Below are 13,692 nucleotides of genomic sequence, written 5' to 3'. Positions count from 1 at the left end.
AATATATGTTTCGACTGATTAATCGGTATGGAATAGGTATCGTCTAGAAAAGGAAAAATATCTATTACTCTCCAGACTTAAAGCAGGAAATGATTGCTAAAGTTTTGTTTAAAGGTCAATCCCAAAAGCAACTAGCTCTTGATTATGCCTTACTCAATTATAGTCAGCTGGCAAAGTGGCTGGCACAATATAAGAAAAATGGGGGTACTATTGTTGAGAAAACTAGAGGGAGCCCACCAAAGATGGGGCGAAGCAAGGCTCAAAGAGCGACAAAAATCATTCAAGAATTAATTGATCACTTTTCTCTAGAAACTTTGCTTAAAATTCTTGATTTATCCCGTTCAACTGATTACTATCAAGTCAAACGACTAGTTCAAGAAGATAAGGATACAGAACTAAATTCTTTCACCAATGATTTGTCTAGATTTTTGAGGACAGTACAAAAACTGGAGGGAGTATTTTATTCTTATATGCAAAATGACATCAGCCAAACAGCTGATGTCATTCTTTTTATTTACTTGCAAGAGCTCCCATTGGATCCCATGGTGCAAGGACGATTGGTTCTGCTTCATAAGCTGCGCGTTCTTCTGCTGTCAAAAATTCTTTACGTACAACGATTTGGTAAGTAAATTCATCCATCCAAGCGTCTGAAGCGACAAAGTAACCTTTGTTACCAACTTTATCTCCCCATGAATTTTCAACTTTCCATTTAAGAGATTTGCCATTTTCGTCCAAATCAACACCTGTAAGCACCATAGCGTGTGTCATCAGACTTTCGCTGTAATCAAGACGTCCTGCTTTGTCTTGAGTGAAATTGATGTCCATAGCTGTTTCAAAATCATAAACGTTTGTCGCCATGATACCTTTTTGACGGTCTGAGATTTGGCCAACATCAGAACCAAACCAAACAGTTTCACCAGCTTGCATTTGAGCGATAGCCAATTCTTTGAAACGTTCCATATCAAGGTTAAGGTAACGAACTTCACGGCTACCAACCACATTACCAAGCATTTCAACAGTGTAAGATTTGCCGTAAGGTTTATCGGCTGTTGGCGCATTGATAACTGATACGTATTCTGAAAGGTCTAAACCAACATATTTTTTGAAAAATTCTTGTGGTGTGATGTTTTTATCTGAATGATAATTGTTATCTTTGTCACGGTAAGCAAAGTCAATCGTGCGTGGTGGCAAACCAAGATTGATTGCTAAGAAATTAAAGACTTCTTGGAGAAGGGCTTCTTTTTTCGCTTGAACAGCTTTGTCATCAGCACCAGCTGCAATAGCTTCACGCAAAATTTGAGCGTCTTGACGCAATAATTTGTTAAGGTATTGGTTCAATTCGCGGCTGTTGCTTGATGAAATTGATTCTGGGTATGCTGCTTTTGGTACGACACCGTATTTTTCAAAAAGGGCAACAACCATATCCCATTGTCCACCGTCTTGTTGTGGCACATCAAGCAAGAATTTTACTTTACGACTACCGAGTTCTTGATCTGCTGTTGCGATAACTTGTTCTAAGAACCAGTTTGATTTTTCGTATTTATCCCAGAAGAATGTGTGGGCTTGAGAAAGCTCAAAATTTTCCAAGTTCAAATCTGAAATCATTTTATGACGGAAAGTATTGAGTGCTGCAAACATCCAGCAACGACCTGATGCTTTTTGGTTGGCAACCTTATCTTTTGTCAAATCAATTGAAAAAGCGTGATCGTTTTCCATTTCACTTTGACGTGTTTCAAGTGATTTTAACAATCCATTGTGAGTTACAGCATTTTCAACAGCACGTAATTTGCTATCAGCTTGAAAATCAGCAAAGAGTTTTTCGGTAAATGTTGATGATAATTCTGACATAATTCCTCCTATATTATCGGTTGACAGTCATGTAATGTTTTCTGACTTAACCATACTTAACTAATATCCATTATATCGCTTATTAAGGAGATTGCAAGAATTTTTGATAAAAAATTCTGACATTTTTAAAGGAATTACAAGAGTATGTAACCTTTTGTGACAACTACAATTTCAGACTACTGTTTTTCAAAGAAAAAAGACCCAGCGGGTCTTTTGTTTTATTTCCAGAAATCATCAAATACTGTGATTGGTAAGTGACGCTTGTGTTCTGTTTTACGCCACCAATTTTCAATTTTTTCTTTGGCTTCTGATGAAACTGTTTTACCTTCAAGATAGTCATCAATATCATTATATGTGACACCTAAAGCAACTTCGTCTGCAATTCCTGGGCGATTTTCTTCCAAGTCAGCTGTTGGAATTTTTTCATAGATTGCAGGATCTGCACCGAGTTCTGCTAACAATTGTTTTCCTTGACGTTTGTTTAAACGATAAAGAGGAATAACATCAGCACCACCGTCACCAAATTTAGTGAAGAAGCCTGTGATGTTTTCAGCAGCGTGGTCAGTACCAATAACAGCTCCGCTATTTGCTCCAGCAACGGCATATTGTGTGATCATACGTTGGCGTGCTTTGATATTTCCTTTATTGAAATCTGAAACATCAATGCCAGCTTTTTCAAGTTCACGAACCTGTCCGTCAACACCTTCTTTGATATTAACGACAAGGCTAACATCTGGCTGGATGAATTTAAGAGCACGTTGAGCATCCTCTTCGTCAGCTTGGACGCCATACGGTAAACGTACAGCAACAAATTTGTAGCTATCATCGCCAGTTTCAGCACGTAGTTCTTCTACGGCAATTTGTGCCAAACGTCCTGCCAAGCTTGAATCTTGTCCACCAGAAATCCCTAAAACATAACTTTTAAGGAAAGAATGTTTTTTTAAATAATCTTTAAGAAAATCAACTGATACGCGAATTTCTTCTTTAGGGTCAATACTTGGTTTAACCCCTAATTCAGCAATGATTTTTTCTTGTAACGTCATTTAACTTCTCCTTTTTGTTGTGCTTCTTTTCGGATACGGTCAATAAGGTTCATTTTGTTTTGCCAAACTTCTTGTGACAAATCAACTGGGTAATCTTGTGGATTAAGCAGGCGTTTATATTCATCCCAAAGTTTGTCAAATTCTTTACGAGCATATTCTTGAATCTCGGAAAGAGATGGTAAGTTATAAACTAATTTCCCTTTGTCGAAAATATCAACAAGAAGTGGCACAGCCTCAAAATCTCTTACTATTTTATTGATATAAGTGTATGTTGGGTGAAACATGTAAACTTCGTCAAGTTTATTAACATCAGTGTCTGTGAAAGTGATGTAGTCACCTTCTGTTTTATTTCTTTCACGACTAGTAATACGCCACACTTGTTTTTTACCTGGTGTAGAGACTTTTTCGGCGTTATTTGACAACTTAATAGTATCTTGCATGACACCATTTTCATCTTCCATAGATACAATCTTATAAACTGCACCAAGTGCTGGTTGGTCGTAAGCTGTGATTAATTTTGTTCCAACACCCCAGACATCAATTTTGGACTTTTGCATTTTAAGGTTGAGAATGGTATTTTCATCCAAGTCATTTGAAGCGTAAATCTTAGCATTTGGATAGCCGGCAGCATCTAACTGTTTACGAATTTTTTTAGACAAATAAGCCATATCTCCTGAGTCAATACGAACACCAAGGAAATTAATCTTATCACCTAATTCGTTGGCAACGCGAATAGCTGCTGGAACACCAAGACGAAGAGTATCGTATGTATCAACTAAGAAAACACAATCTTTGTGAGTACCGGCATAAGCCATGAATGCTTCGTAATCATCGCCATAAGCTTGAACTAAAGCGTGTGCATGTGTTCCTGATACTGGGATGTCAAACATTTTACCAGCGCGAACATTTGAAGTGGCATTTGCACCACCAATAATAGCTGCACGTGTTCCCCAAATAGCTGCATCCATTTCTTGGGCACGACGACTACCGAATTCTAGCAAGGGCTCGTCCTCAATGACAGAGCGAATACGAGCAGCTTTTGTCGCAATCAATGTTTGGAAATTAATAATGTTAAGCAAAGCTGTTTCAACCAATTGACATTGGGCAAGCGGTCCTTCGACTTGAACGATTGGTTCATTAGCAAAAACCAAATCACCTTCTTTAGCTGAACGAATGGTTAATTCCAATTTGAAGTCTTTCAAATAAGCAATAAAATCAGCTGGATAACCTAAATCTTCTAGATAAGCAATGTCTGTTTCTGTAAAACGAAGATTTTCAAGGTATTCAACCATACGTTGCAAACCAGCAAAAACGGCATAGCCATTGGCGAATGGTTCTTTACGGAAAAAGATTTCAAAAACTGCATTCTTATTGTGAATGCCTTGATTAAAGTAAACTTGCATCATATTGATTTGATACAAATCTGTATGGAGAGTTAAACTATCATCTTGATACATGTGGTATCCCCTTTTTAAGAAATATGAGCCTTGATTAGTCTTGTTAAGACATTACCAGCCTCACAAGAATTTTTTGTTATCTCCAGCTCAAAGTTAATTTATCCCCCATATTATAGCACAATTACGACAGACTGACTAAAACTTTGTGAGGTTTTGCTCAAAGATTTGAAAAAAAGCTGATTTTCTGAAAATATTTTCACATTTTCTCACAAATCTAACAACTAATAAAAAAGCCTAAGATTTTCATCTCAGACTTTAGTGATGTGATTATGTCATATTTTCAATATATTGGTAAACGCCTTGTCCAGCAATAGCTCCGTCGCCAACAGCTGTCGCGATTTGGCGAAGTTCTTTTTGGCGAACATCTCCAATGGCAAAAATGCCTGCTTTTGGTGTCATCATGCGTTCATCTGTTATCACCCAACCAGCTTCATCTGTGATGCCAAGATCAGCTACCATACTTGTTACTGGGTTAACCCCAACGTAGATAAAAATACCACCAAATTCGTGTTCGCTAAGCTCACCAGTTTTAACATTTTCAACGGTTACACCAGAGACTTTAATATCAGTTCCTTTGATTTCTTTGACCACAGAATCCCAGATAAAGTTGATTTTGTCGTTAGCAAAAGCACGATCTTGCAAAATCTTTTGAGCACGCAATTCATCACGGCGATGAATAATCGTTACAGATTTGGCAAATTGTGTGAGGTAAACAGCTTCTTCGACTGCCGAATCCCCACCACCGACAACTAATAAATCTTGATTACGGAAGAAAGCACCGTCACAGACAGCACAGTAAGAAACGCCGCGGCTTGTGTATTCTTCTTCACCAGGTACATCAAGAGTGCGGTATTTAGCACCAGTCGCTAAAATAATTGTTTTTGCTTCATAGCTGGTATCCTCAGTAATGACACGTTTCACATCACCAGCATCCTCGATAGATTTCACAATACCGTAAATATTTTCAACACCAAACTTTTCAAGTGGCGCATGCATATTCATCGACAATTCTGGTCCTGAAATATGGTCATATCCTGGGTAATTTTCGATTTCTGAGGTATTATTCATTTGTCCACCAGGGGCTCCTTGTTCAATAATACCAACTTTCAAATTAGATCTAGCGGCATAAAGCCCTGCAGTCATACCAGCAGGACCTGAGCCGATAATTAATGTATCGTACATTTATTCACCTCAATATCTCGATTATTTCTTCATTGTAGCAATCAGGTATTAAAATTGCAATTATTACGCTTTGAACATTAATAAAATCGCCATAAATGCAAAGGACAAAACTGGGATAGTCATAATTGACATCATTAACACATCATATAAAAAAGCTTGGCGTTCTTTGACTGTTTTGTCCAACTTACGAACAGCACGCCAAAAATTCCAAATGATACCAACTAAAAAAACAAAAGCAATAGCTAATAGAAGTCCTTTGATATAAAGACTAAAAATTTCTAAAAACATACGTCACCTATACTTAAATCAATTTTTGCTTTATCACTCTAAAAAGAGCTGAAAAAGTCTCCCAGCTCTCATTATAACAAAAGTTAGTGGTTAAATATACGTTTTTGTATAGTTTGCGAAGAATTCTTTGGTTCTAGCTTCTTTTGGATGATTGAAAACATCATCTGGTTTACCAGCTTCAAGAATATGCCCCTTATCAAGGAATAAAACCTTGTCTGCCACTTGATAAACAAAGTTCATGTCATGGCTAACCAAAATCATTGTTTGCCCTGCTTTAGCGGCATCCGCAATTGATTTTTCAACTTCTCCAACAAGCTCTGGGTCAAGTGCTGATGTGGGTTCATCAAGCAAGAGGATATCTGGTTTCATTGCCAAAGCACGCGCCAAAGCCACCCGCTGTTTTTGCCCACCTGATAAATGACGTGGGTAATAGTTTTCACGGTCAGACAAACCAACCTTAGCTAATTCTTCTTTCGCAATTTTTGTCGCTTCACTATCTGGAAGCTTCTTGACAATTTTTAAGCCTTCTTTGACATTTTCAAGGGCTGTTCGGCGTTCAAAGAGATTAAATTGTTGGAAAACCATAGCTAATTTACGACGTAAAACAAGGACATCTTCCTTAGAAATCGTTTGAAAATCAACTTTGAAATCACCAATAGCAATACTACCAAAATCAGGTTTTTCTAAAAAATTTAGACTACGCAAGAAGGTTGATTTTCCTGCACCTGAAGCACCGACAAGAGCTAGAACTTCTCCCTTTTGAATATCAACATCCAAACCAGCTAAAACTTTTTGCCCTGAAAATTCTTTGGTTAAATTTGTAATTTTAATCATTAGCGAATATCTCCTGTCACTTCTTTTTGACTTGATTGAGGCGTATCGATATCCATTCGTTTTTCGATGAGACGACCGATTTGTTCAATAATAATACTGATTACCCAGTAAACAAGCGCAACTGAAATGTAACGTTCAAAATAACGATAATCCGAACCTCCTAAAATCTGCGCTTGGGCAAACATTTCAACAATACCTGCGTTAAATGCCAATGATGTTCCCTTCGTCAAGCCAATCAAGCTGTTAATCAACGTCGGCGTTGCAATGACAGCTGCATTTGGAATAATTACGCGACGGTAAACTTGAAAGGAGGTCATTCCCAAGCTACGCGCAGCTTCAATTTCTCCGATATTAACAGCTTGAATCGCAGCTCGAATGGTTTCGCTAGTGTATGCCGCTTCATTGAAAGCAAATGCAGTTACCGCAAAAACAGATGCTGGAATAGCATTGATATTCCAATCAAAACCGTATCTTATTTTGAGAAATTTCAAGAAAAGTGGGATACCGTAGTAAGTCAACATGAGTTGAACAAGGATAGGTGTTCCACGTAAAAAGCTAACAAAAACAGCTTGAATCGGATACAAAACCTTTGTGCGATTGATTTTCACGATAGCAAATAGTAAAGCTAACAACAAGCCAAATATCGCACCTGCTATTGTTAAGCCAAGCGTTGTTGGTAAACGTTCTATTAAAGACGGAATGGCATCAAAAACCGCTCGCCAACTGAATAATTGACCTTCTGGAATTTTTTCAACCAACTTATCATACCAAGACAAGCCAGCTGCTAATGTTGTTAAAGTCATATGAACTCCTTTTCTATTATCCTACACTATAACGATAGCCCTATCACCAATCCTTTTCTTTTTCATTTTTAATTGATTGTTGAAACGAAGTCGCCACCAAAATATTGCTCGCTTAATTCAGCCAATGTGCCATCGTCTTTTAATTCTTTGATACGTTTATTGACAAATTTTTGTAGTTTGGTTCCTTCATCTGTATCCGCAAACAATAGGTACTCTAAACCATCTGTCGCGCCGCCAATATCATCTGTTACATTGGTCACTGTCAAATTGAAGCCTTGGTCCTCAACGAGATAATTCGATGAAATCGCATCATACAAAATAAAGTCGATTGTCCCATTTTCAATATGTTGCACACGTGTTGTCAATCCTGTTGAGCTAGAAGCGTAATTAATCTTAATCGGCTCTTTATCAGAATTTTCATCGTTCCATTTTTCTAAAACTTGAGCATAGTTAGAACCTGAAATCACTTCAGTTGATTTTCCAGATAAATCATCAAGACTATCATAACTTGTCCCTTCAGCACTTGTTATGGCATAGTTTGATTTAGAAATTGGGTCTGAGAAAAGGTACTTTTCAGCACGTTCTTCATTATAGTTAAAGTCATTTGCCGCAATTTGGTAACGGTCTGCATCTACTCCTGTTAAAATAGAATCAAACGCCGTTGTCACAAATTCAACTTTATATTTCTTGGAATCCTTAAAAATGGCTTTCACCACATCAATATCATAACCTTTAAAGGTGTCATTTTCTTTGTAAGTAAATGGTGCTGTATCTGAGTCTGTTGCCACTTTGATGACTGTTTTACCACTTGATTGTGATTGATTGGAACAAGCCGCCAGAGCTAGTGTCAGCATAACCAAGAAACCAAACGATAGTAATCTCCTCTTTTTCATTTGTCTTCCTCTTTTCTAATAATTCCTTTCCAGTCTATCAAACTTAGCCACACTTTCCCAATACATTTTTTCTATGGACTTGATAAGAAAAAACTATCAGGAAATAAATCACATTTCTTGACAAAGCTAACCAAGCGCTACTTGCTTAAAATAAAAATCCCGAAGTTATTTCGGGATTCTGTTTTCTAGAAAGTTTGTTTTCTTGCTTTACGTTCAGCACGTCCTTTGGCACGATTAGCGGCACGGCGTTCACGTTTGCGTTTTTCATCAACTTTCCATTGAATTTTTTTCTTGTAGCCTGGTTTAATTTTTTTCTTTTTCTTTTTAACCAGACCGATCATTTCAGTATCTAATTTTTGGTAAGATTTTTCGCGGTTAGCTCGACGGTCACGGTCGTAAGTATCTTGAAATTCACCGTTTTTAAGCATTTTAGGGACAAATTTAATCCCCATTTTTTCAAGTTCACGAATATCAGAATCGTCACTTGGTTTGTAAAGCGTAATCGCAATACCATTTAAATCATTACGTCCTGTACGTCCAACACGGTGCACAAAGAATGATAAATCTTGCGGAATAGCATCATTGATAACATGACTAACTCCTTCAATATCAATCCCACGCGCTGCCAAATCTGTCGCCACAATGTATTCGTATGACAGTTTTTTGATTTGGTTCATGGTGCGTTTACGTTCACGTGGAGGAATATCGCCGTGAATTTTTGCCACTTTCAATCCATTTGACACAAGATAGCTATGCAATTCATCTGCACGTTCTTTTGTGTTTACAAAAATCATGGCAAGATATGGATTTAGGGCTTTAGTGATTTCCAAGATTTGCGCATTTTTATCACGTCCCTTAGTTGAAACCAACCAATTATCGATTGTATCTGCGATAACAGTAGTTGTCTTGATTTTTTCCATGACTGGATTTGTCAAATATTTTTTCAAGAAGGGTTGCAATTTTTGTGGAATAGTCGCTGAGAAAACCAAAATTTGAACATCTTTTGGCAATGTCCCTGCAATCTTATCCACTGTATCAAGGAATCCCATATCAAGCGTCATATCAGCTTCATCAACAACAAAGGTATGAGCTTTATAAATTTCCAAATCACCTGATTTGACCAAATCATAGATACGACCAGGTGTACCAATGACGATGTGTGGCTGAGATGATTTCAATTTTTCAATTTGACGTAGTTTATCTGTACCACCAACGTAGTTTACCACACGAATTTCTGTTTCAGATTTTTCAGCAATTTGTTTGGTTGCTTGATAAATTTGCGTTGCCAACTCACGGCTTGGTGCTGTGATAACCACCTGAACATTATTACTGTTTTCATCTAATTTCTCAAAAATCGGCAACAAGAAAGTGTGTGTTTTTCCTGAACCAGTTTTAGATTCTCCAACCAAATCACGACCAGAACGCACAACAGGAATTAACTTTTGTTGTACTTCTGTCGGATTTGTGAATTTAAGCTCTGCAAGCGCCTCACGAATGTAGGGCTTAAAATTAAAATCATTAAAAGACATGCTTTACCTCAATTTCTTATCTCATCAAGTTTCACTTGAAAAGTTCTCTATATTTACTTATCGTTTAATCCCCAGCCAAAAACGACTAAGCGAATTTTTTCGTTCTCTTTTATTATATCATTAAAAGGGGGATTAAAGCAAAGTACACTGCGATTTAGAATCAAAAACGAGCTGAAAACCCAGCTCGTTCATTTATTAAAATGTGTAAAGTGCAATCAAGGTCAAAATACTTGCAATAGCCCCAACACTCCACAAAAAAGCATCAACTTTCCATTCTGACCATTTTTCTGATTTTCCTGTCAAACCACCAAGTTCCAAATGATGATGGAATGGTGTCATGCGGAAAATACGACGCCCTTCACCATATTTTTTCTTCGTGTATTTGAAATATGACACTTGAAGCATGACTGAACTTGTTTCAAAGACATAAACGATACCAATGATTAACAAAGTCCATTCTTGGCGAAGCGCAATGGAAATCGCTGCAAGCATTGCTCCTAAAGCCAAACTTCCCACATCACCCATAAAGATTTTGGCAGGTTTATGGTTAAAAACAAAGAAGCCAAACAAAGCACCAATCATTGTCACGATAATCAACAAGACATCAAATTGTCGTTGAGCAAAGGCGATGATACCATAGGCAACCAAGCTGATAGCAACTGAAATAGAAGCCAAACCGTCAATACCGTCTGTCAAATTAACGGCGTTTGAAAAACCAACAACCCAGAAAAGAACAAAGAAAACGTAAAGAATACCAAGATGAAGGTCAAAACCAAAGATATTTAAATCATCTGTTCCGCTTGGACGGACATGAACGAAGTAGAAAATCAAACCACCAATAATTTGCAAGCTCATTTTTTGCCAAGGTGTCAATCCTTCATTAATTTGTTTAAAGATCTTCAAAAAATCATCAAGAAAACCAATAATACCATAAATGAGAACCACCAAAAGAATGCCTGCCGTTGCTCCCATTGAAGCACCGTTTTGCTTTTCGATTAACAAGCTAAAAATGAGACTAACAAGGATTCCAACTGTTAGAAAAACTGTTCCTCCCATGGTTGGAGTACCAGCTTTAGCCAAATGTTGTTTGACATCCTCGTGCATTTGTTGCCCGCCGATCTTCTTGAGTTGGTAAATACGAATAAAGTGGGGCATGGCAAATACTGTCAACGCAAAAGCGACAATACCTGCGATTAAACTTAAAAACATCTTAGTTTATTCTCCTAGAGTAATTGTAATTTTTTTAACACCGTCGATATCTGTTTCGGATTCGACACTTTGTTTCGTGACTGTTCCCGAATCAGAACCTTTAAAGGTTATCTTAATTCCAGTCCATTTAGCAAATTTTTCAACATTTTCTTTCGTCCAACCATACATATCTGGTACTGTTTCAAGATTACCCGTCCAAAGTAAGATTTGCTCGTTGGCAGAAAGATTGCTACCGACTTTCTTAGACATTTTCTTAATCTTGCTACCCGAACCAACAACAACTGGTTGTACAAGGTTATCACGAAGTTCTTGGGCTGTATCCCCTGGGTTTTCACCGATATAATCTTTTAGTGTATATTCGGTTTCTTTATCAGTTCCCGTTACTGCTGTACTAGTCAAAGTATCTTTAATCATCATCGCTCTTTCAAGCACAGGATTGATAACATCTTGCCAATACATAGCTCTGAATTGTTCAGATGGTTGTTGAAGCGTTACATACATAATAAATTCTGGATCATCTGATGGCACAATCGCAACAACTGAGTAAATGTAATCATTATCTCCTGTTAAGTACCCACCACCGTCTTCAGCCGAAGCGGCAATTTGGGCAGTACCAGATTTAACGGCGACGGAATAGTCACCAACTTGGATATATGGTTGACCTGTTGTGCCGTTATACAATGTACCATATTGTGAATCAGTACCAACGGTTACCATGTAATCAAGTGTTTGGTCAGCAGCATCTTCTGAAACAGGATTACCAACAACTTCTGATGTCGCTACACGTGTCGAATTAGTATTTGAATCGTAGATCTGACTAATGAATTGCGGCTCTAGCATGACACCACCATTAGAGATAGCTGTAAAGGCACGCAACATTTGTACTTGTGTGACACCAATACCTTGACCAAATGAACTCATGGCTACCGTTACTTCATTGTCAGAAGGTAGCAAACCGCTATCTTCATTTAGCATACCAAAACGTGTTGGATAACCAAATTTAAAACGCGAAAGATAAGTAAGCCACTTGTCATTACCCATTTTTTGTTCAAGGCTAGTCATGGCAACGTTACTTGACCAAGCAAAACCTTGGGCATAAGTTAAGTACTGAACCGAAGTCATTCCTTCATTAACATTCCAGTCATTGATTGTCGTATCAGCAACTGTGATACCATTGATTGTTGAAATAACCTCATTAGGATTGAAAACACCATCATCAATCGCTGAAGCAAGGGTCATAACTTTCATGGTTGACCCTGGTTCGTAATAGTTCTGATAGAGTAGGGTGTTCCAAGTTTTTAGATTGTCCTCACTATAGCCATCCAAGGTTTGCGCATTGTAAGTTGGACGTTGTGTCGTAGCTAAAATTTCACCTGTTTTTGCATTAACAACTGTGGCACTAGCATATGTTCCTTGGGCTTCATTTTGGAAGATATCCATTTGAGATTCCAAGTAAGATTGCAATGGTTCAGAAAGTGTTGTGTAAACATCTTTCCCATCGATAGCTTGTTTAACTGTTGTTTCGGTACCAAGTAACAGATTACCATTTTTATCTTTTTGATAAATCACTTTACCGTCTGTCCCTGACAAAATATCATCTAAAGCTGCTTCAAGACCTGATGTACCTACAAGACTCGATGTACCATCTTTGTTCTCTTTTAGTTGTGTCAAACCAAGGAATTGTGAAGCAAAAACACCATTTGGATACATGCGTCCAGGTGTTGAAGTGAAACCAATTCCTTTAATGCCAGCTTCGTCCATAGCTGTTTCAATAGCTAATTTTGTACTATATGACAACCCAGAACCTGAACTTCCAAAAGAAACTTGGAAAAGCCCATCTTGTTTAAGCTGACTGAGCACTTCATTTTTGTCAATTCCAAGCTTTTCATTTAAAATCTCTGCCACTTTCTCATACTGAGATTTTTTGACATATAGTTTTTCGCCTGTTGATGAAACATAAGATGTTGAAATAATAGCATAGATACTGTAGGTTGTTGAATCCTCTGCAAGAGCAACACCATTACGGTCATAAATCGTACCACGTTTAGCCTGAACAGTCACTTCTTTCTGATAAACTTCTGACGCTTCTGTTGACAAATTGTGTCCGAACTTTGTATCTGTCCCAATAATAATAGCAAAATTGATAACAAACACAAAGAAAAGGAAGACTGCCAGAATCATCAAATTCTGACCAACACGCTCACGGTTTTTGTTGGGCGTTCGTCTATCCTTTACCACATAGTCTAAAAAACGGTTTATTAATTTCTTCATAGACTATTTTTACTCCACCTGTTTAATATTATCCTGTTGGCTGGTCAAGCCTGCATTTCCTGCTATTTGTTCAATACGGTCACGACTTGTCAATTCGTTAACCTCTTGTTTAGCATTATCATAATCTGTCTGCATATCACTTATCTGACTATTGAGATTTGTGATTTCTTGTTGCACTTGTAGATTACGACTCTGTAGGTAAATAATACTAACAGCCATAGTAATAGCCGTCAAAATAATAGCACCATAAAAAACTTTTTCAATTCTCGAAAATTTTCTAATCCGTCTTTTAAGAGCATTAGAAATAGCTTCGTTACGATGTTTATCTGTCATAA

At 37.5% G+C, this 13,692-nt stretch carries 13 protein-coding genes; 1 reads left to right on the top strand and 12 read right to left on the bottom strand.

All coding sequences use genetic code 11. The features are described 5' to 3' along the window. Positions 1-89: 89 nt before the first annotated feature. On the top strand, positions 90-629 hold the full coding sequence (locus CCC20_RS08060; protein WP_201787089.1) for a hypothetical protein: 540 nt from the start codon (positions 90-92) through the stop codon (positions 627-629). On the opposite strand, the gene pepC is transcribed toward CCC20_RS08060, so the two are convergent. The 12 genes from pepC to ftsL all read right to left on the bottom strand — a co-directional run bounded on the left by pepC (position 511) and on the right by ftsL (position 13,690). Continuing rightward, positions 511-1,848, bottom strand: a complete 1,338-nt coding sequence (gene pepC, locus CCC20_RS08055; RefSeq protein WP_003063513.1) for an aminopeptidase C — start codon at positions 1,846-1,848, stop codon at positions 511-513. The genes CCC20_RS08060 and pepC overlap by 119 nt on opposite strands. Before the next feature lie 218 nt (positions 1,849-2,066). Continuing rightward, a complete protein-coding gene (gene nadE / locus CCC20_RS08050) occupies positions 2,067-2,891 on the bottom strand; it encodes an NAD(+) synthase (protein ID WP_003063511.1) in 825 nt (274 codons plus the stop codon). After that, entirely contained in the window at positions 2,888-4,348 is a 1,461-nt protein-coding gene (locus CCC20_RS08045) for a nicotinate phosphoribosyltransferase (RefSeq protein ID WP_003063509.1), read from the bottom strand. The genes nadE and CCC20_RS08045 overlap by 4 nt, the downstream gene beginning before the upstream one ends. 267 nt (positions 4,349-4,615) lie before the next feature. Next, complete coding sequence (trxB, locus tag CCC20_RS08040; RefSeq protein ID WP_003063507.1) at positions 4,616-5,530, bottom strand: thioredoxin-disulfide reductase; 915 nt, start codon at positions 5,528-5,530, stop codon at positions 4,616-4,618. Positions 5,531-5,593: 63 nt separating this feature from the next. Continuing rightward, entirely contained in the window at positions 5,594-5,818 is a 225-nt protein-coding gene (locus CCC20_RS08035; RefSeq protein WP_013851515.1) for a DUF4059 family protein, read from the bottom strand. A gap of 90 nt (positions 5,819-5,908) precedes the next feature. Continuing rightward, complete coding sequence (locus tag CCC20_RS08030) at positions 5,909-6,652, bottom strand: amino acid ABC transporter ATP-binding protein (protein ID WP_058692756.1); 744 nt, start codon at positions 6,650-6,652, stop codon at positions 5,909-5,911. Next, positions 6,652-7,455: an amino acid ABC transporter permease gene (locus CCC20_RS08025; protein WP_003063501.1), complete on the bottom strand. Its 804-nt coding sequence runs from the start codon at positions 7,453-7,455 to the stop codon at positions 6,652-6,654. Before CCC20_RS08025 ends, CCC20_RS08030 begins: the two co-directional genes overlap by 1 nt. 68 nt (positions 7,456-7,523) lie before the next feature. Then, a complete protein-coding gene (locus CCC20_RS08020) occupies positions 7,524-8,348 on the bottom strand; it encodes a transporter substrate-binding domain-containing protein (RefSeq protein ID WP_058692755.1) in 825 nt (274 codons plus the stop codon). A 185-nt stretch (positions 8,349-8,533) separates the two neighbouring features. Further along, on the bottom strand, positions 8,534-9,877 hold the full coding sequence (locus CCC20_RS08015; protein ID WP_003063497.1) for a DEAD/DEAH box helicase: 1,344 nt from the start codon (positions 9,875-9,877) through the stop codon (positions 8,534-8,536). A gap of 195 nt (positions 9,878-10,072) precedes the next feature. Beyond that, positions 10,073-11,086, bottom strand: a complete 1,014-nt coding sequence (gene mraY / locus CCC20_RS08010) for a phospho-N-acetylmuramoyl-pentapeptide-transferase (RefSeq protein ID WP_003063495.1) — start codon at positions 11,084-11,086, stop codon at positions 10,073-10,075. A 6-nt stretch (positions 11,087-11,092) separates the two neighbouring features. After that, a complete protein-coding gene (gene pbp2x, locus CCC20_RS08005) occupies positions 11,093-13,357 on the bottom strand; it encodes a penicillin-binding protein PBP2X (protein ID WP_048791213.1) in 2,265 nt (754 codons plus the stop codon). Positions 13,358-13,366: 9 nt separating this feature from the next. Continuing rightward, a complete protein-coding gene (gene ftsL, locus CCC20_RS08000; RefSeq protein WP_003063491.1) occupies positions 13,367-13,690 on the bottom strand; it encodes a cell division protein FtsL in 324 nt (107 codons plus the stop codon). Between the last annotated feature and the right edge of the window lie 2 nt (positions 13,691-13,692).

The sequence above is a fragment of the Streptococcus sp. LMAG:39 genome, from assembly GCF_008680485.1.
Lineage (GTDB): Bacteria > Bacillota > Bacilli > Lactobacillales > Streptococcaceae > Streptococcus > Streptococcus pasteurianus.
Note: the sequence above shows the minus strand (reverse complement) of the source record. Positions and strands in the feature narration are given on the sequence as shown.

Bases quoted from the DNA above. Each gene is read 5' to 3' on its own strand.
- nadE (WP_003063511.1), bottom strand. From the start codon at position 2,891: ATGACGTTACAAGAAAAAATCATTGCTGAATTAGGGGTTAAACCAAGT.
- pepC (WP_003063513.1), bottom strand. From the start codon at position 1,848: ATGTCAGAATTATCATCAACATTTACCGAAAAACTCTTTGCTGATTTT.
- CCC20_RS08035 (WP_013851515.1), bottom strand. From the start codon at position 5,818: ATGTTTTTAGAAATTTTTAGTCTTTATATCAAAGGACTTCTATTAGCT.
- CCC20_RS08045 (WP_003063509.1), bottom strand. From the start codon at position 4,348: ATGTATCAAGATGATAGTTTAACTCTCCATACAGATTTGTATCAAATC.
- CCC20_RS08015 (WP_003063497.1), bottom strand. From the start codon at position 9,877: ATGTCTTTTAATGATTTTAATTTTAAGCCCTACATTCGTGAGGCGCTT.
- pbp2x (WP_048791213.1), bottom strand. From the start codon at position 13,357: ATGAAGAAATTAATAAACCGTTTTTTAGACTATGTGGTAAAGGATAGA.
- trxB (WP_003063507.1), bottom strand. From the start codon at position 5,530: ATGTACGATACATTAATTATCGGCTCAGGTCCTGCTGGTATGACTGCA.
- CCC20_RS08030 (WP_058692756.1), bottom strand. From the start codon at position 6,652: ATGATTAAAATTACAAATTTAACCAAAGAATTTTCAGGGCAAAAAGTT.
- CCC20_RS08020 (WP_058692755.1), bottom strand. From the start codon at position 8,348: ATGAAAAAGAGGAGATTACTATCGTTTGGTTTCTTGGTTATGCTGACA.
- CCC20_RS08025 (WP_003063501.1), bottom strand. From the start codon at position 7,455: ATGACTTTAACAACATTAGCAGCTGGCTTGTCTTGGTATGATAAGTTG.
- CCC20_RS08060 (WP_201787089.1), top strand. From the start codon at position 90: ATGATTGCTAAAGTTTTGTTTAAAGGTCAATCCCAAAAGCAACTAGCT.
- mraY (WP_003063495.1), bottom strand. From the start codon at position 11,086: ATGTTTTTAAGTTTAATCGCAGGTATTGTCGCTTTTGCGTTGACAGTA.
- ftsL (WP_003063491.1), bottom strand. From the start codon at position 13,690: ATGACAGATAAACATCGTAACGAAGCTATTTCTAATGCTCTTAAAAGA.